The 19,782-nt window shown below is 65.5% G+C and carries 21 protein-coding genes and 1 tRNA gene; 6 read left to right on the top strand and 16 right to left on the bottom strand.

All coding sequences use genetic code 11. The features are described from left to right. Positions 1–102 precede the first annotated feature (102 nt). Entirely contained in the window at positions 103–1,185 is a 1,083-nt protein-coding gene (locus ACAH01_RS02300) for a type II glyceraldehyde-3-phosphate dehydrogenase (RefSeq protein ID WP_170092749.1), read from the top strand. 74 nt (positions 1,186–1,259) lie between these two features. Here ACAH01_RS02300 and ACAH01_RS02295 read toward each other — a convergent pair whose 3' ends face one another. The 9 genes from ACAH01_RS02295 to ACAH01_RS02255 form a co-directional block, all read right to left on the bottom strand. Then, entirely contained in the window at positions 1,260–1,748 is a 489-nt protein-coding gene (locus tag ACAH01_RS02295; RefSeq protein WP_170092750.1) for a metallophosphoesterase, read from the bottom strand. A gap of 114 nt (positions 1,749–1,862) precedes the next feature. Then, the gene (pgk, locus tag ACAH01_RS02290) at positions 1,863–3,077 is read right to left on the bottom strand and encodes a phosphoglycerate kinase (protein WP_372480113.1); all 1,215 of its coding nucleotides are present in this window, start codon (positions 3,075–3,077) and stop codon (positions 1,863–1,865) included. A 45-nt stretch (positions 3,078–3,122) separates the two neighbouring features. Next, positions 3,123–3,953 carry a hypothetical protein gene (locus ACAH01_RS02285; RefSeq protein WP_372480112.1) on the bottom strand — a complete coding sequence of 277 codons (831 nt, stop codon included), beginning with the start codon at positions 3,951–3,953 and terminating at the stop codon, positions 3,123–3,125. A gap of 225 nt (positions 3,954–4,178) precedes the next feature. Further along, positions 4,179–4,712, bottom strand: coding sequence for a hypothetical protein (locus ACAH01_RS02280; protein WP_372480111.1), 534 nt, complete (start codon positions 4,710–4,712; stop codon positions 4,179–4,181). Between the two features lie 98 nt (positions 4,713–4,810). Then, positions 4,811–6,154, bottom strand: coding sequence for an oligopeptide/dipeptide ABC transporter ATP-binding protein (locus tag ACAH01_RS02275; protein ID WP_170092754.1), 1,344 nt, complete (start codon positions 6,152–6,154; stop codon positions 4,811–4,813). Continuing rightward, the gene (locus tag ACAH01_RS02270) at positions 6,138–7,205 is read right to left on the bottom strand and encodes an ABC transporter ATP-binding protein (protein WP_170092755.1); all 1,068 of its coding nucleotides are present in this window, start codon (positions 7,203–7,205) and stop codon (positions 6,138–6,140) included. Before ACAH01_RS02270 ends, ACAH01_RS02275 begins: the two co-directional genes overlap by 17 nt. Then, positions 7,205–8,248: an ABC transporter permease gene (locus ACAH01_RS02265; RefSeq protein WP_208627330.1), complete on the bottom strand. Its 1,044-nt coding sequence runs from the start codon at positions 8,246–8,248 to the stop codon at positions 7,205–7,207. The genes ACAH01_RS02270 and ACAH01_RS02265 overlap by 1 nt, the downstream gene beginning before the upstream one ends. Before the next feature lie 2 nt (positions 8,249–8,250). Next, a complete protein-coding gene (locus ACAH01_RS02260) occupies positions 8,251–9,207 on the bottom strand; it encodes an ABC transporter permease (protein ID WP_372480110.1) in 957 nt (318 codons plus the stop codon). A 12-nt stretch (positions 9,208–9,219) separates the two neighbouring features. After that, positions 9,220–11,130: an ABC transporter substrate-binding protein gene (locus tag ACAH01_RS02255; protein ID WP_372480109.1), complete on the bottom strand. Its 1,911-nt coding sequence runs from the start codon at positions 11,128–11,130 to the stop codon at positions 9,220–9,222. Between the two features lie 593 nt (positions 11,131–11,723). On the opposite strand from ACAH01_RS02255, the gene ACAH01_RS02250 reads away from it, so the two are divergent. The 3 genes from ACAH01_RS02250 to ACAH01_RS02240 all read left to right on the top strand — a co-directional run bounded on the left by ACAH01_RS02250 (position 11,724) and on the right by ACAH01_RS02240 (position 15,123). After that, on the top strand, positions 11,724–12,986 hold the full coding sequence (locus ACAH01_RS02250; protein ID WP_372480108.1) for a Tat pathway signal protein: 1,263 nt from the start codon (positions 11,724–11,726) through the stop codon (positions 12,984–12,986). Between the two features lie 54 nt (positions 12,987–13,040). Next, on the top strand, positions 13,041–14,093 hold the full coding sequence (locus ACAH01_RS02245; RefSeq protein WP_372480107.1) for an iron transporter: 1,053 nt from the start codon (positions 13,041–13,043) through the stop codon (positions 14,091–14,093). A gap of 178 nt (positions 14,094–14,271) precedes the next feature. Beyond that, complete coding sequence (locus ACAH01_RS02240) at positions 14,272–15,123, top strand: hypothetical protein (protein ID WP_170092759.1); 852 nt, start codon at positions 14,272–14,274, stop codon at positions 15,121–15,123. 112 nt (positions 15,124–15,235) lie between these two features. Here the strand turns inward: ACAH01_RS02240 and ACAH01_RS02235 are convergent, their stop codons facing one another. The 4 genes from ACAH01_RS02235 to ACAH01_RS02220 form a co-directional block, all read right to left on the bottom strand. Next, entirely contained in the window at positions 15,236–15,448 is a 213-nt protein-coding gene (locus ACAH01_RS02235; RefSeq protein ID WP_153554617.1) for a hypothetical protein, read from the bottom strand. A 459-nt stretch (positions 15,449–15,907) separates the two neighbouring features. Continuing rightward, positions 15,908–15,980 (bottom strand) — tRNA-Lys (locus tag ACAH01_RS02230). A gap of 40 nt (positions 15,981–16,020) precedes the next feature. Continuing rightward, positions 16,021–17,010, bottom strand: coding sequence for a GTPase (locus tag ACAH01_RS02225; RefSeq protein WP_153554618.1), 990 nt, complete (start codon positions 17,008–17,010; stop codon positions 16,021–16,023). Between the two features lie 107 nt (positions 17,011–17,117). Continuing rightward, a complete protein-coding gene (locus ACAH01_RS02220; RefSeq protein ID WP_240936922.1) occupies positions 17,118–17,444 on the bottom strand; it encodes a hypothetical protein in 327 nt (108 codons plus the stop codon). Positions 17,445–17,601: 157 nt separating this feature from the next. On the opposite strand from ACAH01_RS02220, the gene ACAH01_RS02215 reads away from it, so the two are divergent. Together ACAH01_RS02215 and ACAH01_RS02210 are read left to right on the top strand one after the other, a co-directional pair. Beyond that, positions 17,602–17,919, top strand: coding sequence for an ASCH domain-containing protein (locus ACAH01_RS02215; protein WP_372480106.1), 318 nt, complete (start codon positions 17,602–17,604; stop codon positions 17,917–17,919). A gap of 228 nt (positions 17,920–18,147) precedes the next feature. Beyond that, entirely contained in the window at positions 18,148–18,471 is a 324-nt protein-coding gene (locus tag ACAH01_RS02210; protein WP_153554621.1) for a multidrug efflux SMR transporter, read from the top strand. A gap of 28 nt (positions 18,472–18,499) precedes the next feature. Here ACAH01_RS02210 and hisE read toward each other — a convergent pair whose 3' ends face one another. The 3 genes from hisE to pdxT form a co-directional block, all read right to left on the bottom strand. Then, entirely contained in the window at positions 18,500–18,799 is a 300-nt protein-coding gene (gene hisE, locus ACAH01_RS02205; RefSeq protein WP_153554622.1) for a phosphoribosyl-ATP diphosphatase, read from the bottom strand. 42 nt (positions 18,800–18,841) lie between these two features. Continuing rightward, the gene (locus ACAH01_RS02200) at positions 18,842–18,982 is read right to left on the bottom strand and encodes a hypothetical protein (RefSeq protein ID WP_372480105.1); all 141 of its coding nucleotides are present in this window, start codon (positions 18,980–18,982) and stop codon (positions 18,842–18,844) included. A 112-nt stretch (positions 18,983–19,094) separates the two neighbouring features. Next, positions 19,095–19,688, bottom strand: a complete 594-nt coding sequence (gene pdxT, locus ACAH01_RS02195; protein ID WP_372480104.1) for a pyridoxal 5'-phosphate synthase glutaminase subunit PdxT — start codon at positions 19,686–19,688, stop codon at positions 19,095–19,097. Positions 19,689–19,782 lie beyond the last annotated feature (94 nt).

Genomic DNA, 19,782 nt, shown 5'->3' with positions numbered 1-19,782 from the left:
CCACCTAAAGGTACCCGGCCGCGAACAGGGTACTCCGAAGCGAGTACGTTTCTATCACTAACAATCATAAAGAATATGGTCGCCACCGGCGAACCTCCGTGTATGCTCCGCGTGGGCATCAACGGCTTTGGCACCATCGGAAAACGGGTCGCCGACGCCGTTCGTGCACAACCAGATATGACGGTCGCCGGGGTCGCCAAACGAACACCCGACTACGAGGCCGAGATCGCTCGTGATCGGGGCTACTCGCTTTTCGCCGCCGCAGAGACGACGCCGTTTACTGCGGCTGGAATCGACGTCGCAGGGCAGGTCCGCCAGCTCGTGGCTGCGAGCGACGTTGTCGTCGACGCGACGCCGGCCGGCGTCGGCGAGCGAAACCGTGCGCTGTACGAGGAGTTAGAGACGCCAGCGATCTACCAAGGCGGCGAAGACGCGAGCGTCGCGCCCGTCAGCTTCAACGCCAGGGCGAACTACGACGAGGCGGTCGGTGCCGACGCCGCCCGCGTCGTCTCGTGTAACACGACCGGGCTGTCACGCGTCCTGGCACCGCTGGAGGAACGCTACGGGATCGAGAAGGTGCGCGCGACGCTGGTCCGACGCGGCGGCGATCCCTCACAGACCGGGCGTGGACCGATCAACGACACGCTGCCCGACCCCGTTTCGATCCCCTCCCACCACGCACCGGACGTCAAGACGGTCTTCCCGGAGCTGTCGATCGACACCATGGGCATGAAGGTGCCCGCGACGCTGATGCACACCCATGCGATCAACCTCACGCTCCGGGCGACGCCCACCGCCGAGGACGTTCGCGAGCTACTGACCGCCGAGGGGCGACTGCTCGTGATCCCGGAACGGCTGGGCATCGACGGCGCGGGCAAGCTCAAAGAGTACACCCGCGACGCGGGCCGACCCCGCGGCGACGTGTGGGAGAACTGCATCTGGGCCGAGTCCCTGACCGTCGAGCCCCTGTCGGACGACCGTGCTGACTGCTACCTGTTCCAGGCGATCCACCAGGAGGCCGACGTGGTCCCCGAAAACGTCGACGCCATCCGGGCGATCGCCGGCCTCGCCGACGGCCCCGAGAGCGTCGAGCGCACCAACGAGGCCCTGGGGATCGGCTGCGGGCTCGCGGGGATAGAGCCCGACACGACTGTGCCGACCCGCGACGCCGCGAGCGACGACTGATACTGCCAGCAGTCACTTCGAGATTCGCCACTGAGGTGGCGGGTTCGTTCACAGACTGACAGCCGGTCGTCCGCTCAGAGCCGGTGGAACTCGATCTCGCCCGACTCGGTGTCGAGGACGGCGACGTGGAGCGGTTCGGGTGCGGTCTCGATCGGGATGCCACCGGGGTTGATCCGGACGGTGCCCCCGTGTTCTTCGAGCACGCGCTCGTGGGTGTGGCCGTGCAGAACGTAGTCGTAGTTGCCACACTCGACCAGCGCGTCGACGATCGCGGGGCTGGTGCCGTGGTAGACGGCCACCTCGACGCCGTCCAGGGTCAGCTCACCCATCTCACCGAGGTAAGTGCCGAACTCGTCGATCTGGGCGGCGAGTGCCCACTCGCCGTCGTTGTTCCCCCGGACCGCGTAGAAGTCGAACTCGTGCTCGAAGGGGGCAGCCGAGAACGGTGCGACGAAGTCACCGCAGTGGACGACGGCGTCGACGCCGACGGCGTCGAACTGCTCGATCGCTGCCGCGACGAGGTCCGTGTCGTCGTGAGTGTCCGAGACGATCCCAACGTGCATACACGATATGCTGGGCCGGGCGTGGAAATCGGTGTCGATCAGCCCGGCACGGCGCTCACGCGGTCTGGCGTCCAGCCCCGGTAACGAGGGCGACGCGGTCGTCCGGACGGGCCGTCACTCCCGCTGGAGGATCTCGACGCCGATCAGCGAGGCCCCGGTGAGCGCGCGGATGTACGCCCCGCCCGCGATCGAGACGTGTCCGAAGTCGTCCTCGCTCATGCCGTACATCTCGATCGCTCGGGAGGTGTCGCCGCCACCGACCACCGAGAAGCAGTCGGTCTCGGCGATCGCTTCCAGCACCGACACGGTCCCGACGGAGAAGCGCTCTTCCTCGAAGACACCCAGCGCACCCTTCACGAAGACGGCCTCCGAGTCCCGGACCACGTCGGCGTAGTGCTCGGCCGTGTCCGTGCCCACGTCCATGAACGAGACCGTCTTCTCGTCGATGTCGGCTACGTCCATCTCGGTGCGGTCGCCGTCCTCGTCGGCGTAGGCCATGTCCGTCGCCAGCGTGATCTTCTCGCGGTTCTCTTCGAGGATCTGCTCGATCAGCTCGTGGTTGTCCTCCCACTGGGAGTCGTAGAGATCCAGGTCGGGATCGAGATCGAAGCCCACGGGCGCGCCGTCGGCCCGCAGGAACAGTTCGCCCGCGATCCCGCCCAGCAGGAAGTCGTCGACCGTGTCGCCGAGGTGGTCCATCACGTCGATCACGTCGGTCGCCTTCGTCCCGCCGACGGCCATCGTCACCTGCCCGTCGAACTCCTTCTGTGCGATGGCGGTGTTTGCCTCGTACTCGGTCTCCATGACGCGGCCGGCGTATGCCGGGAGCACGAGCGGGAAGCCCACCAGCGAGGCGTGCGAGCGGTGGGCCGCCGAGTAGGCGTCGTTGACGTAGGCGTCGAACGCCGGGGCCAGCGTCCGGACGAACTCCGTCTCGGCCTTGACCTCGGGGTCTTCCTCGGGCAGTTCCTCGTCACACATCCGGGTGTTCTCCAGCAGGAGCACGTCGCCGCCTTCGAGGGCGTCGATGGCGGCCAGCGCGTCCTCGCCGAAGGTGTCGGCGACGAAGTCCACGTCCCCGCCGATGTGTCCGCTCAGGATGTCGGCGTGCTGTTCGAGCGAGACGAACGTGTCCCGGCCGGGACGGCCCTGGTGGGCCATCAACACGGTCTCGAAGCCACGGTCCGCGAGTTCCCGAACCGTCTTCGCGTGGCGTTCGAACCGGCGGTTGTCCTGCACCGCGCCGTCCTCGACCGGCGAGTTCAGGTCGAGGCGGACGAGGACGCGCTGTCCGTCTGCGAGGTCGTCGAGCGTCTGGAACGCTGCCATACGCGAGGAGAGAGGCGTCCGGGAGAAAAAACCGCCCGATCCCTATTAGCGAGTGAGCTTCGCCTCGTGGTTCTCGTCGAGTTCGCGCAGTCGATCGCCACACGAGCCACACTCCGCGGCGATCACCTCGTGGAGCCCACAGCAGGACTCGACGGTGTCTGCCGTCGTCGTGATCTGGCCGCCACACGCGGGACAGTCGTCCCCGAGCGTGCGCAGTTCCTCGCGGATGGTCCCGCGCTGTTCGACCGGCACGTCGGCCCAGCGGTCGGTCCACGCTGCCATCGCCGCGTCGGTCGCCACGTCCGCGAGCAGCGCGGCCTCGCTTGGCCACTTGCGAATCCGGTTGTCGATCTCGATGGCCGGGTAGTCGCGGTCCGTCGTCGCGACCGAGTCGGGAGCGGCGTCGAACAGGGTCGCCAGCGTCGCCGGTTCCCGCAGCGAGTCGCGGTTGGCCTCGACGTGCTCGTCTCGCAACGCCGCGAAGTCCTCGGTGAAGCGGTCGCCGTCGTCGCGGGCGACGACGCCCTCGTCGACGAGGAACTGTTCGGGCTCGACGGCGTTCTCGCGGTGGTACTCGATCTTCTCGATTATCTCCAACTCCTCGTCGTCCGCCTCGTGGTCGTCGAAGCGCGCACGAATCGACTCGGGGAGGTACCGCTTGGTCAGCGTCGGCGTCCCGGGGACGAGATAGCCACGCAGGTAGATCGACACCAGCGAGGCGACGAAGACCGCGACGCCGGCCGGCGGGACGACGACGCCGACGAGCGTGCTCACCACGGCAGCGATGACGACGTTGACGGCGGTACAGGGGACACAGCGGTTCTGACCGGTGTACTCCGGTCGGCGAACGCGCTCCACCACAGAGAACTCTGTCATAGAGGGGTTTGGTGGTCGGCCGTCAAAACTGGTCGGGCTTTCACTGCCGCGATGTTCAGATAAGAGAAGGAAACTGGAGAGAACGCACCGAAAGCCCTCGCGGTGCTCGACCGCTCCGGGACTCGCTGCGCTCCAGTAGGTGCTTGCGTCGTCCGGGACGGATCGAGCCGAGGGCGTTCGGTGTTTGCAAGTCAGAAGGAGCAACGGCGTATCTGAACACTACCCTCAGCGCACGAGTCGAACGACACACTCGTCGGCGAGAGGCCCACTCTCGTGTCCGTCGACGTTGACGTGTGCGCCGAGGGCGTACTCGCCGGGGTCGGCCGGCTCCCACTCGCGCTCTGTCACCCGGAACCGTCCGCTCCACTCGCCGGCAAACTGCTTGCGTTCGCCCCGATCGAAGTGGAGTTTGCCGTCCTCGTCTGGCGGGTCGTACTGGTCGACGTGGGACGCTTCGGTGAGGCCGTCGACCGTCCAGGCCCACAGCACCGGCGACCGCGTCGTCAGCGTGATCGGGATCGGCAGCGCGTTTTTCATCGTCACGCGAAAGGGGATCGCACTCCCGAGTTCGTACTCGGTCTGGGGCGTCTCGATCGACAGCGAGATCGCCCGGCGACGGATCGCCCTGGGGACGAGCCACCGGCTCAACAGGCTGCTGTTGACCGAGCGAGCCGACTGTGGTCGGTACTCGTCGTCATCGTCGTCCGGAGTAAAGGGGTCCACGTCGTCTGGCGGTCCCCCACCGAGCAGTCCGCGCATCGACTGTACGGCGGGTCGGAACGAGCAAAAACCTTGGCGTCCCGGCCGCGTCCAGTCGTCCCGACCGCGACGGTGCGATCACCGCGCGGACGGCGAGGTCAGTCGCCCGCGAGTTCGCCGTCGCGGAGGACGGCCGGTGGATCGGGATAGTCGTCCTCGTACAGCAGACAGGCGATCTGCTGGCCGTCGCCGGTGTGAGTCAACGGCGGGTCCCGTCGTTCACAGGGCGACTCGAAGGCCTCCGTCGCACGGCTGCGCGCGCCGTCCAGATCCGCCTGGGCCAGGTCGTCGACCAGGTCGGACAGCACCGACTCGACCTGGGAGTCCCCGACCTGCTCGGGGAGCCCGAACTCCTCGCGGACGAGCTGGTCCAGTTCGTCCCGGCCAGCGTCGTGCGGATCGGTGTCTTCGTCGGCCGGAATCGCCGTCAGAGACTCCAGGGAGTCGGTCTCTGAGAGCCGGATCTTCAGGTCCATGACGGCACGCCACACGGACTGGTCGAGGTCGTACTCGTCTGGCTGGATCACCCGCGGACACCGCGTGTGGAACCGACAGCCGCTTGGCGGGTCGATCGGCGACGGGACGTTGCCCGACAGCAGCGTCTGGTCTGCCTCCCAGAGCGGGTCGGGCTCGGGAATCGCCGACAGCAGCGCTTCCGTGTAGGGGTGGTGTGGCGGGTTGAACACCGACTCGGTCGAACCGACTTCGGCGACCTCACCGAGGTACATCACCGCGATCCGATCCGAGATGTGTTCGACGACGCTGAGGTCGTGGGCGATGAAGACGTAGGAGAGGCCGAACTCCTCTTGGAGGTCTTCGAGCAGGTTCAGAATCTGGGCCTGGACGGACACGTCCAGTGCCGAGACGGGCTCGTCGCAGATGATGACCTCCGGATCGACCGCCAGTGCTCGCGCGATGCCGATACGCTGGCGCTGGCCCCCGGAGAACTCGTGGGGGTAACGGTTGGCGTGGCTGGGGTTGAGCCCGACCGTCTCGAGGAGTTCGTAGATCCGCTCCATGCGAGCGTCGCCGCTGGCGATGTCGTGGATGTCCAGTGGCTCGCCGATGATGTCGCCGACGGTCAGGCGCGGGTTCAGGCTCGAAAACGGGTCCTGGAAGATGTACTGGAGGTCGGTGCGCAGCGATCGCAGCTTGGAGTTCGAGACCTCGGTGAGGTCGATCTCCTGTTCGCCGTCGTGGTAGTACACCGACCCCTCGGTGGGTTCGACGAGCTGGAGCATCGAGCGGCCGAGCGTCGTCTTCCCGCAGCCACTCTCACCGACGACACCCAGCGTCTCGCCGGCTTCGAGTTCGAGATCGACGCCGTCGACGGCTCTGACCAGCTGTGGCTCGCCGAGCAGTCGGTCGACGAAGCCCTCGTCGCTCTCGTAGTACTTCGTGAGCCCCTCGGTTCGGAGGATCGTTCTACTCACGCTGATCACCCGGTGTGATCTGTGGCTCCTCGCCCTCGACTTCGACGGTGTAGTCCAGCCCGCCGGTCAGATCGCCGGTGTACTCCAGGCAGGCGGCGGCGTGTTCGTCCGGGTCGCCGCTGGCCTCGTGACCGGTCTCGGGATCGACCAGCACCGGGTCTTTGCGGGTGCAGGCCTCCTCCGCGTACGGACAACGGGGGTGGAAGCTACAGCCCGTGGGAACGTCGACGAGGTCCGGCATCGTGCCGGGGATCGTCTGGAGGCGCTCTCGGGTGTCCCCGATCCGGGGAATCGAGCTCATCAGCCCGACCGAGTAGGGGTGTTTCGGGTCGTAGTACAGCTCCTCGACCGGTGCCTTCTCGACCGGGCGACCGCCGTACATCACCATCACGCGATCGCACACCTGTGCGATCACGCCGAGGTCGTGCGTGATCAGTTGGATCGACGTGTCGAACTCGTCGGCGAGGTCCTCGAGCTGGTCGAGGATCTTCGCCTCGATGGTCACGTCCAGGGCAGTCGTGGGCTCGTCGGCGATCAACAGGTCGGGATCGCAGGACAGCGCCATCGCGATCACCGCTCGCTGTTGCATCCCACCGGAGAACTCGTGGGGATAGTCCGAGTAGCGCGCTTCCGCCTCGGGGATCCCGACCTCGTCGAGGAGGCGGATCGTCCGCTCCTTTGCCTCCTGCTCGCCGTAGTCGAGGTGGTGTCTGATCACCTCGGAGATCTGTTCGCCGACGGTGTAGACGGGGTTGAGCGCGGTCTGGGCGTCCTGGAAGATCATGGCGATCTCGTTGCCACGGATCGACCGGACGCGCTCTTCGCTCATCTCCAGGAGGTCCTCGCCTTTGAACAGGATCTCGCCGCTCTCGATCTGGCCGGGGTCCTCGATCAGGCGCATCAGCGACATGGCGGTGACGCTCTTGCCGGCACCGCTCTCGCCGACGACGCCGAACTTCTCGCCGCGTTCGATCGTGTACGAGAGGTCGTCGACGGCCCTGACGACCCCCTCTTCCGTGTAGAAGTTCACGGTGAGGTCGTTGATCTCGACGAGGGCCATCAGTTACCACCTCCCTGTTCGACGTCGACGTTGCTCTGGGCGTCCAGCGCGTCGTTGACGCCGTCACCGATCATGTTCATGGCCATCACGAAGATGAAGATTGCTCCACCGGGGAAGACCGTCGCCCACCACGGGATCGAACCGCCCGGCCCCTGGATGAGCGTCTCGCGGGTCGCGTCGAGCATCGTCCCCCACTCGGGGGTGCCCGGCGGGAAGCCGAGACCGAGGAAGCCAAGCGCCGCCACGCCGATGACGACGGTCCCGATCGACAGCGACGCCTGGACGATCAGGGGCGCGATGGCGTTGGGAACGATGTGTCTGAAGATCACCGACCGGTCACGGGCACCGAGCGCCTGTGCGGCCGTGACGTACTGGTTTTGTTTGACCGAGAGGATCTCACCGCGTATCAGTCGTGCGTAGCCGGCCCAGCCGGGGAAGGCGAAGGCCGCGACCAGTTGCCAGTAGCCACCACCCAGGATGGCGATGATCACCAGCGCCAACACGAGCGCCGGGAAGGCAAAGACCGTGTCGACGATCCGCATCATGACCTCGTCGACCCAGCCGCCGTAGTAGCCCGCGACGGCACCGTAGACGAGCCCGAAGCCGGCGGTGATAAAGACCACGACGAAGCCGATCGAGATGCTCGCGCGGCCGCCGACCAACACACGGGAGAACATGTCGCGACCCGAGGCGTCGGTCCCCATCGGGTGGGCCAGCGACGGCGGGTCGTACGCCTCGACGTTCAAACCGGGTTCGAGGAAGAGACTCTTCTGCGGCTCGAAGGGTGCGAGCGAGATCGGCTGGACGGTGATGCCTGCGATCTCGACCGGCCGCGCGAACGTCGTCAACACCACCATGATCGCGACGACCGAGAGGCCGATCATCGCCGTCCGATTGCTCTTGAACTGCCGCCAGGCGCGGTGCCAGCGCCCCTCCGTTCCGCCACCCGTTCCACCTGCTGTCCAGTCGGACAGTGGCTCCCGTTCGGTCACCTGTTCCGTGTCGAAACCGCTGATCTGTATCCGTCCTCGTTGCGTAGACATAGTTAGTCGTATCTGATCCGTGGGTCCAGCATCGCGTAGACGATGTCTGCGAGTAGGTTCGCGAGCACGAGTGCGACGCCGGTAAACAGCGTAATCGCCAGGATGAGATTGACCTCGCGGGAGGTGATCGCCTGGACGAACTCTCGGCCCAGTCCGGGCCAGCTGAAGACGACCTCGACGACGACCGAGCCAGCGACGATGTTGGCCGTCAGGAACGCCGCGACCGTCGTCACCGAGATCAGAGAGTTACGCAGAACGTGCTTGAGGATCACCGTTCGCTCGGGGAGCCCCTTCGCGCGCGCAGCAGTGACGTACTCTTTGTTGAGCTCCTCGGCCATCGACGAGCGCATGATCCGCATCAGCGTCGAGGCAGAGGCGGTCCCGATCGTGATGCCGGGCATCACGAGGAACCACAGCGTGTCCAGACTCAACAGTCCGTTCCGCGGGGGCAAGACCGGCCAGATGTTGAACACCAGCGCACCGAACAGGATCAGCATCAGGCCGAGCCAGAAGTTCGGGATCGAGATGCCCGAGAGGGCGATGAAGCGACTCACGTGGTCGCCCAGATCGTCCTTGTTGACGGCCGCGTAGATCCCCGTCGGGATCGCGATGACCAGTGCGAACACCCATCCGAACAGCCCGAGAACGATCGTTTCGGGCAGTCGGTTCATGATGACGTCGTTGACGCTGACACCAGAGCGGGTGATGACCGGACCGAGATCGCCCTGTAACACGTTTCCGATCCAGCGCAGATACTGCTCCCAGACCGGGAGGTCGTATCCGTATCGTTCGCGCAACGCCGCCTCTTCGGCCGGACCGACATCCGGGTTGAACGACACCAACACGTCGATCGGGTCGCCCGGCGTGAGATGTACCATGCCGAACGTGACGATCGAGACACCGAACAGTATCGGGATCGTCAGCAGTACTCGTTTGACGATGAAACGTCGAAGGCCCATACGTTGTCCTCGTTATCTGCTGAGGTACGTAATCTGTTCGTCCTGTGGGGCGAACAGTCCGTATCCGATGATGTCCTGCGTGCTCGGATACGTGTTGAACCCGTTGACGGCGGTGTCGTCGACGACACCGACGAGCGTACTGTGCGTACCGTAGGAGTTGGCGCTGAGTTCGAGGACGCGTTCCCAGACTTTGTTGTACCGTTCCTGTCTGAGCTCGGGGTCCTGGGCAACGTCGACGCCGTACCGGGCGTCCCGAAGCAGCTGGCTCAGGTCGTCGTCGTCGATGTTCTGGAAGTTACAACACTGGGCGAAGTTGTCCTGGGAGTGGACGGACTTCGCGTAGCCGTGTGGGTTGAACCCGCCCGAGAGTCCGATGAAGGCGAACTTGCCGTCGTCGTAGTACTCCTCGCTCAGGAGCTGTCCGATGAAGTCGAGGAACTCGTAGGTCTCCAGCGAGGCCTCGAAGTACTCCGACTGGTTGAGCGACTGCTGGATCAGTTCGACGGTACGGACGCGGTCGTCGTTGTCGGAGTTAGTCTCAAGCTGGATCTCGATCGGGGTCTCCCAGCCGTTGTCGTCGATTGCTTCTTCGATGAGCTCCGTCGCGCGTTCGCGGTCGAGTTCGTTGTACTCGCGGCCGTCTTCGACGAGTTGCTCGTAGTCGTCGGTCCCGGTCGAGGCAGCGACGGGTGGCAGCGGCGTCCAGGCCGGGCTTTCCCACCCAGAGAAGACGCTCTGGGCGATCGTCTCACGCGGGATGAGGTGGTTGATCGCCTGTCGGATCCGCTTGTCGGTGAAGGGTTCGACCGTGACGGGGTGCTGGAGGAACGTGTAGCCGGCACCGTCGGTCGGGGCCGTCCGGAAGTCTTCGGAGTTCTGGTAGTCGTTGAGCGTACTCGCGGTCAGCCCGTAGCTCATGTCGATCTCGCCTTCCTGGAGGGCAGCGGACCGGGAGGCGTCCTCCGAGACGAACGCTATGTCGACCTCGTCGACGACCGGACCGTTCGGGAACTCCGAGGGACCCTCGAACCAGTCTTTCATCTCGGTGTCGAACCAGTAGTCGTCGAAGGCGGTGAACACGACGTACTCGCCTTCCTGGAACTCGTCGAGTTCGAACATCCCGGTCCCCATCGGGGTGTTGCCCTGTCGGGGGTCCATCTCCTCGGGCGGGAGCGTCGCCGACTCGGAGGGATAGATTGGTGCCTGGCCGAGTTCCAGCACCGCGGCCGCGTCGGGTTCCTGCACGTAGAGGTGGACGGTGTAATCGCCGTCGGCCTGGATGTCCAGCATCGAGTCGTAGTACTGGCCCGACAGCGTCGAGTTTCGAATCCGCTCGTAGGATTCGACGACGTTGTCGGCGGTCATCTCGTTGCCGTTGTGGAACGTGACACCCTCGTGGAGGTCGAACCGGAAGTGCATCCCGTAGGTGCCGTCGGCAACGGCGTCGCCCGCTTCTTCGACGGTCAGGACGCGGGCGTCGTCGCCGGAGGCGGGATCGTTGTCCGGGTGTTCGAGGACGATCTGTGCGTCCGTGTCGATGACCATCCCGCCGTCTTCGGTCTCGGTGTAGGGGACGGTGGTCATGTAGTCGGCGTAGTCGGCCGGCGACGCCTCCTGTACGTCGACCTGTTCGTAGGACTCGGCGAGCCACGGATAGATGTCCCCGCTCGCGCTGGTCGTCACCATTCCCTCGAAGATGAGGTTGTGGAGGATCGAAGCCGTAGCGGAGCTACTGTACGCGAAGTCGAACGTGTCCGGACCGCTTCCGATCGCGGCCCTGAACGTCCCACCTTCTTCGATCTCCGATGGATCCACCGTGACGCGGTCCTGGACGGGATCGACGCCGCCGTCGCCGCCGTCACCACCGTCGCCGCCGTCACCACCGTCGCCACCGAGCTGATCCGAACAGCCCGAAAGTGACATTGCAGTGAGTGCAGCTGCGCTCTGGAGGACCTTACGACGCGAAAAACCGGGCAAATTATCGTCCAAATTTAATTTCGACATGTCTGAATCACCAGTGAAAGCCTACCCCACCATCACAGTGATCATCAAAAAGGGTTGTGGCGTTGTCTCACGTATCGCGCCAACTCAAAATAAATAATCGTTTTTTCGCTCGAAATAATCTGGTGAACAACAAATGTACTTGTACCCGATCAGGTTAACGGTGATCAGAACCCCACTGCGACAACAACACCACTGTGGTTTGAGATGTCACTCCATCGATTCGACCGTCTGGTGGCAGTGGGCCGCTCCTGTCGAAGAAGACTGGGACAAGCACCGGAGAGCGACGGCGAGATCGCGTCGTCGCGAGAGATCGATCGTTAAGAGATATCCCATTTCGTTTAACGACTTAGCCCAGTCCGTGTGAGCAGTGACGGAGACACGCTACTGGCGGTCACCGTGTCGCGGGGTCCGCTCCGCCGCGGTGCGAACTGGTTCAGGACTCACGGCCGACCGGGAAGACGACGACAATCCGTATCAGAAGGATATTTGCAGTGGCGTGCCTAGGACCGTCGATGCAACCCACCCAGCGCGGTGTCTCACGGCGCGAGTTCGTCAAGGCGGCCGTGGCCATCGGCGGGTCGGCCGCGCTGTCGGCCTGTCTCGAACGAGAGTCCCCGGATCTGGCGACCGGAGATCCCTCGTCGGTCCCCGACCGCCAGCACGCCTGGAACGAGGCGTTGCCACGAGACGACCACGGAAACGTCCGGATCCCCCGTCACCACGCCCTCTTGCTCGTCGAGTACAGTGAGACGGGCGTCCCCGACGACGACGCGCGCGAGACCGTCGAAGCGGCGTTCCGGTCGCTCGAACGAGCCTACCCGTGGAGCAACGAGGGACTGCTCTTTACCGCGGGCTATTCGCCCGCGTACTTCGACCGATACGACGCCGACCTCGACGGCGTCGCGCTGCCAGCGCCCACGGCACTGGCCCCGTTCGAAGACCCGGAACTCGACGAACCAGACGCGGTGCTACACCTCGCCAGCGACTACGGCAGCGTCGTCCTGGGGGCCGAACAGGCCCTGATGGGCGAACGGTCGACGCTCAACGGCGTCGACGTGTCCGGCTTCGGCGAGATCTTCGACCGCGTCGACAAGCGGACCGGGTTCGTCGGCGACGGCCTCCCCGCGGAGAACCAGGACGTGGACGGGATTCCGGACGACGAACCCGTCGACGAGGACGCACCGCTGTTCATGGGCTTCGAGTCCGGCTTCGAGAAGAACCAGGCCAGCGAGGGCGGCGTCACGATCGAGAGCGGCCCCTTCGCCGGTGGGACGACCCAGCACCTCTCGAAGATCCGGCTCCACCTCGACCAGTGGTACAATCAGGACAGTCGCTCCCAGCGCGTCGCGAAGATGTTCTGCCCGGCCCACGCGGAGGACGACCGCGTCGAGGGCGTCGGCGAGAACCTCGGCGACGACAATCAGGTCGGCGACTGCGTCGACGACGTCGAGGCCGACGCTGGCAGCCACGGGATCGTCGGTCACGCCCAGAAGAGCGCCCGCGCACGCGACGAGAACGATACGCCCGTCCTGTTGCGCCGGGACTTCGACTCGACCGACGACGGCGCGGCCGGCGTCCACTTCCTCTCGCTGCAGTCGTCGATCGCGGACTTCGTCGCGACGCGAGCGGCGATGAACGGCAGCGACGTGAGCGAGGAGTCGAGCGTCGGGACGCGACTCAACAACGGGATTCTCCAGTACATGACCGTCCAGCGACGGGGCAACTACCTCGTCCCGCCACGCTCGTCGCGTGCGCTGCCACGGCCCAGCCCGTAGCGTCTTCGACGGTCAGACCACATCGCTATAGAGGGACCAGTGCCAAGCGCCGGTATGGACAGATCGCAGTACACGCGTCGATCGCTCCTCGGTGGCGTCGCCGGGCTCGGTGCGACCGCGATGGCCGGCTGTTCGGGACTCCTCGAAAGCCAGGCCGTCGGCGAGCCGCCAGTCGTCGAGGAACGGCCCAACGCGGTCTACTACCCCACACACGTCGAGGGGATGGAGATGATCGGCATGACCGACGCGGGCGACCGTCGGATCGGACTGATGTACTCCTACGCCCACCGGTTCTGGACGATGGACGTGGGCGACACCGCACGCGTCTCCGCCGGTGACGCCGACGCCCACCTGATGGCGAGCGTCTGGGATCCCGACAGTGGACAGGTGTTGCCCGTCCGGAGCGGGCTCTCGGTCACGATCGAACAGGACGGCCAGACGGTCGACGAGCGCACCCCCTGGACCATGCTCTCACAGAACATGGGCTTTCACTACGGCGACAACGTCTCGCTCGACGGGAACGGCACCTACACCGTCACGGTCGAAGCCGGCGGACTCGGGATCGACCGGCTCGGCGCGTTCGCAGATCGCTTCGCAGAGCCGGTCACCGCCGAGTTCGAGTGGGAGTTCAGCCGGGGCCGGCGCAACGAGATCAGCTTCCAGCAACTGGATGGGGCCGGCGACCCCGGCGCACTCGAACCGATGGAGATGAAGATGCCCCTCTCGGTCGCGCCCGCTCGCGAGGACCTTCCGGGACGGATCGTCGGAACCGGCGAGACCGGCGACGCGACCTTCGTCGTGGCAGTGACTGACCGCGACGGAGAGCCGTACCTCGCCGTCGCCCCCCGGACGCCGTACAACCGCTACGTCCTGCCGGCCATGTCGCTGTCCGCGACGCTCACCCGCGAGGGCGAGGCGGTCCTGGACGACTCGTTGTCGGCCGCGATCGATCCGGAACTTGGCTATCACTACGGGAGCGCAGTCGACGGCGTCGAATCCGGCGACGAGCTGACGATCGCCGTCGATTCGGTTCCACAGGTCGCTCGCCACGAGGGCTACGAGACCGCCTTCCTCTCGATGCCCGACGTGGAGCTGACCGTCGAGTGATACTGCCGGCTGTAGATCTGTGACCGATTTCACCACCCCGGGGTGGCGAAGCTCTTCACGAAGCGACAGCCAGCAGTATGAACCACGACCGCGGAGCGCGGTCCGCCCGCCGTTCACGACCGCTGTGGTGCGCGTGGAAAAGAAATCGTTATAGGTCGCGGCTTCCGACCGTCGAAGTATGCAACGACGAGCCGCGGCGATTTACTTCGTGTTCTTCCTCGTCGTCGGTGCGGGGGCGTATGCCTACATCGGCGTCGCCGAGCAGACCAGCCAGCCACAGTACGACCTCGACGGAACGATGGTCGAGAGCAACGGGACGGTCGCGATCGGCGAGACCGAGTACACGCTCAGCGGGATCCATCGCGAAGGTGGGAGCCACGGTAGTGGCGGCGAACTGGTCTCGGAGCTGACCTGGACCAACGACTCCTACGTCGGCACGGGATCGATCTCGCACAACTCGACGACGGAGTATCAAAACGAGAGCTACCGCGTCCTCATCGCCAACGAGACCGGCGTCTCCGAGTTCACGCTGGAGGCCCAGCAGAACGTCAGCGCAATCTTGCAGGCCGACCCCGCGGTCGAGAACACGACCGCGACGCGTGACGGGACCGAGTACGTCGTCTACCAGAACAACGACACCATCCAGCCACTCGCGGAGTACCTGCCCGAACCCGAGCGCCAGACAGTCTCCGAGGGCGAGACCTTCCCGTACGAGGGCAACGACGCGACCGTCGCCAACGTCACCACCAGCGAGGTCCGCCTCGAATGGGACAGCTCCGAGGAGAACACCGTCGAGCTCACCGAGGGCGGGAACGTCACGCTCGCCAACGGCCAGCAGTACTTCGCCAACTACCACGGCGAGGAGTCCGTCTCGGTGGTCCCGGCCAGTCAGTACAGCGAGTACGTCCAGACGAACAACGAACTCGATAGCTTCCAGACGCGGCTCAACGGTCTGTGGGGAATCGCGATCATCAGCGGACTCGCCGCGCTGACCGTCCTCTCGACCGCGTACCTGCCCGTCCGGGGCTAACGCGTCCGGCCGTCACTCTTTCGTGAGCGCCACTCTGCGGGTATCGAACGCCGCTACAGGCGGATCGCCGCCAGTGTGAACAGTCGCCGCCAGAAACCGCTTCTCGCTCGCGTTACCGCCCGTTCCAGCTGAGCGACGCCAGCGCCACGCCCAGCGCGATCGTCGCCACGACTCCCAGCATCTGTAGCACCGACACCATCAGACTCCCGTTGGTCGTCCAGGGCGTGCCCGCGACAGTTCCGAGTCCGATCAACACGAGCACCACGCCCGTGCCGATCCCGAGCGGTTCCGCGAGGTCGTCGAATCGCTCCGTGAGTGCGTTCATACTCGCCACCTCGGCACTGACCGTGGTAAATCTCGTGGTTCTCGCACGCGCCGTCGAATCGCCGACCCGGAGACACCGCTCGGCGTGTTACTCGCAGCGAACTGCGACGGGAGAGTCGAACCGAAGGAGGACGGTCACCTCGCCACGCGCGGCGCTGCGACTTCCGGGGTCCCAGTCCCTCCGTAGCGCATTTGCTGCTCGCGGAGTGCTCGCAGCAAGATACTACGGGCCGGGAGGGACTTGAACCGAAGGAAGAAATTCTCACTCGCTTCGCTCGTTGCGCGTTCCTTCCAGGGTTCAAGCCCACGTGGCCGCTTCGCTCCTCACGTCCGTTCGTCGCAGAAGCGGGCCGGGAGGGACTTGAACCACCTCCACTTCGCTCCCGGTGGTCGCTCGTGGCGTACTCAAGTCCCTCCGTAGCGCATTTGCTGCTCGCGGAGTGCTCGCAGCAAGATACTACGGGCCGGGAGGGACTTGAACCCCCGACCGTCTGGTTAAAAGCCAGACGCTCTGCCAACTGAGCTACCGGCCCTCGAATTGGTGTGGGGGCAGCGAGGGCTAAGGGCTTACGATTACTCGTCGTCGAAGGGGAGTTCGATTTCGTAGCCGACGGCCTCGATAGCGGCGTCGAGTACGCCGTCGACGTTGTCTTCTTCGGTGACGCTCATGTAGTGGTCGGCCTCGACATCGCGGGTGAGATCCGCCTTGTTCGCGATCGTCAGAACGGGCGCGTCGAAGCGGTCTTCGAGCGCGTCGCGCAGTTCCAGCTGGACCGCGATCGGGTAGCCGCAGTTGCCGCTGGGGTCGAGGAAGACGAGCACGGCGTCGGCGAGGTGTTCGACGGCGCTGACGGCCTGAGACTCGATGTCGTTGCGCTCGGCCTCGGGGCGGTCGAGGAGCCCCGGCGTGTCCACGAGCTGGTAGCGGATGCGGTCGCGTTCGACGTGGCCGACGCGGATCTGTGTCGTCGTGAAGGGGTAGCTGGCTGTCTCGTTGCGGGCGTTCGTGACGAGGTTGACGAACGACGACTTGCCGACGTTGGGGTAGCCGGCGACGACGATGGTCGGTTCGTCGGGGCGGATGTCAGGCAGCGTCTTCAGGGCGTCGCGGGCGGCGGAGATGCCGGCGAGGTCGTCTTCGACTTCCTCGACGATGTCCGCCATCCGGGCGAACGCCTGCTTGCGGAGCTTGCGGGCGGTGTCGGCGTCGCCGGTCATCCGGCCCTGGTACTCGCTGTGGATGTCCTTGGCCTTGCGAGAGGCCCACTGGACCTCCGAGAGGTGCTGGCGCAGGGCGTCGATTCCGCCCTCGCCCTCGACGTTGCTCGTGATGATCGCGTCGGCGAGTTCGACGTAGAACGGATCGAGCGTGTCGATGTCGGGCCACGCGGTGACGACGTTCTGCAGGTTGTCCGAGACGATGTTCGACGCCGTCTGGAGCATCGACTGCTGGCCCTCGATCCCGGTCTTCGCCTTGCCGGCGCGGGCAGCCCGAGAGAAGGCCTTGTCGATGACTTCCTCGGCGGTCGGCGTCGTCGGAAGATCCTCGAAGGGATGGCTCATTGGACCGGGATACACGGCCTGCGCGTAAAAGCACGTTCGTTCGAGCGCGCGTCTCGAAGCGTCGGTGCCCAGCGCCGTCGAATCCCGGCGTCGGGCCGAAGCCAGGGCTACTGTTCCGTGAGCAAGTCACAGTGTCGCTGGAGAGACGACGGCAACTCCTCGGCGTGCTCGTGGAACAGGTCGACGAGCGCGGCCGCCTCCGCGAACCGCGGCCCGCGTCTGGCACGCAGTGGCTCTCGGTCCCACTCGATCAGATCCGCCTCGGCCAGCGTCGGCAAGTGTAAGTGTACGAGTTGCCGGTGTAGCAGGTCCGGGTCGCGTTGTGGCGGCGACGAGTGTGCAGCCTCGGGGAGCGCCAGCGTCTCGTCGGCCCGCGCGTCGGCCAGCGCGACGACGAGCCGTCGGCGTGGCTCGGCCGCGAGTGCCCGAAACATCGTATCCCACCGTTCGGTCGACCGTCGGCCATCGACGGACCCCGTCATAGTTGCGCGGGAGTTGTAATCCAATTCGCAAAAAATTTCTGAAGGAGAGCTGTCACGAATTGTCGTTCGTTTCGACGCCGCTTTTGTATCGCGTGGGACAACGACGGGTATGGCCGAGATCGACGCCGGAGAGATCCTCCCCAACGAGCACGTCCAGCAGATGGCCGCCGACGGGACGGTCACACAGATGCACCGCGGTCACGCCTACGCCAGCGAGGGCGACACCTTCGTGATCGACGGCCAGCGCTTCGAAGTGACCGACGTGATCCACCGGACGCTGGGGGACCTGACCGACGAGGACGCACGGCGCGAGGGGTCGGAGGACCTCGAAGCCTACAAGCGACGCCTCGAACGCGTCCACGACGAGTTCGAGTGGGACCCCGAGAGCGACGTGGTGTGCCATCGGTTCGAACCCGTCGGAGAGTAGGGTGGTGCCGACCACAGGGAGGGACCACCGTGATGCCGAGCGGGGAGCACAGCGACCCGCGAGGAGTAGCGAGGAGCAGCCCGAACGAAGTGAGGGCTGGTCCTCGGAACAGGCGAACGGCGACCGTCGGGAGCCGTGAAGTAGGGTGGTGCCGACCACAGGGCAGCCCTCTCCATACCGAACGCAAGCAGAACTCATAGCCCGGAGCGCCGTCTACGTCGAAGCGAGATGTCGTGGTACACACTGGTGCTGGCGGGACTGTTCGAGATCGGGTGGGCGATCGGGCTCGAATACTCCGACGGGCTCTCGAAGCCGGTGCCGACGGTCGCCACCGGGATCGCGCTCGTGATCAGTATGGTCCTGCTGGCGCGTGCCGTCGAGGACCTCCCTATCGGCACCGCCTACGCCGTCTGGACGGGCATCGGAGCCGTCGGGACGGCCTCGCTGGGGATCGTCCTCTTCGACGAACCGGCAACCCTGCTCAGGCTGGGGTTCGTCGGCCTGATCGTCGTCGGCATCGTCGGCCTCAACCTCGTCTCGGGCGGCCACTGATCGCCGATCGCAGACGGCTGCGAGCGCGCTATCGCCGCTGGGCCAGTTCGTCCCGCAGGTCTTCGACGCCCATATCCTTCATCGCCAGCAGCACGAGCAGGTGATAGACGATGTCGGCGCTCTCGTGGGCGATCTCCTCGTGGTCGTCGTCCTTGGCCGCCAGGATCAGTTCCGTCGTCTCCTCGCCCAGTTTTTCGAGGACGGCGTTCTCGCCTTTCTCGTGGGTGAACAGCGAGGCCGTGTAGGAGTCTTCGGGCAGGTCAGCTTTGCGCTGCTCGATGACGCTGAACAGTTCGTCGAGAATCTCGTCGGCGTCGGCCTCGGTCATACGTCACTGGGCGTGGCGGTGGGCCTTGAGCGCATCGCTCCATCACTCCGCTCGTTGGTCGTTCATGACGTAGTAGTACCCCGAGAGCGCACCGTAGTACAGGAGGCCGGCGATGATCGGGAACAATACGAACGAAAACCAGTGGTTCGGGAGCAGGTCTCCAAAAAGTACTGCCGAGGTCATCAACGAAGCAAAAAACAGGACGACGCTCGTGCCGAGAGAGGGGGTTTCAGCCGCCACGGGATGAGTGTACCGAGGTAGGTGTCAAAAATACGTCGGATCGAAGGGTCGCCACCTACACCTCAACGGTCTCGAAGAACGCCAGATCGTGAATCCGGGGGTCCTCGGTCAGTTCGGGGTGGAAGGAGGTCCCGACGACGGGGCCCTGTTTGACCGCGACCGGACGGCCGTCCCACTCGGCCAGCACCTCGACGCCCTCGCTCACGTCGTCGATGACGGGTGCGCGGATGAACACCGCGGGGAAGGGGTCGTCGAGCCCGCGCACGTCCAGTGGGGCCTCGAAGCTGTCCGTCTGGCGGCCGAAGGCGTTGCGCTCGACGGTCACGTCGAGCAGGTCCAGCGCGTCGACGCGGTCGTCCTGGGGGTCCGTCGAGGCGACGATCAGGCCGGCACAGGTCGCCAGCACGGGCTTGCCAGCGTCGACGTGGGTCTGTATCTCGGCGGCGATCCCCTCGTCGTGGAGCAGGCGGGAGATCGTCGTCGACTCCCCGCCCGGCAGCAGCAACACGTCACACTCCGGGACGGTGCCCGAGTGGCGGATCTCGTGGATCTCGGCGTCCTCGCCGTGGGCTCGTGCGGCCCGCTCGATGGCGGTCGCGTGCTCGGAAACGTCGCCCTGGACGGCGATCACGCCAGCGGTCAGCGTCATGGCCGCCCGTAGGCGATTGGGGGCGAAAAAGCTCTCGTTGTCGTGAGCGAGCGAACACACCGGCAGACTCGCCTCGCTCGACTCCCGACCGTTC

The sequence above is a fragment of the Halomicrobium sp. HM KBTZ05 genome (assembly GCF_041530035.1).
In the GTDB taxonomy this organism is placed as follows: Archaea; Halobacteriota; Halobacteria; order Halobacteriales; family Haloarculaceae; genus Halomicrobium.
This window is presented reverse-complemented; position numbering and strand designations above follow the sequence as displayed.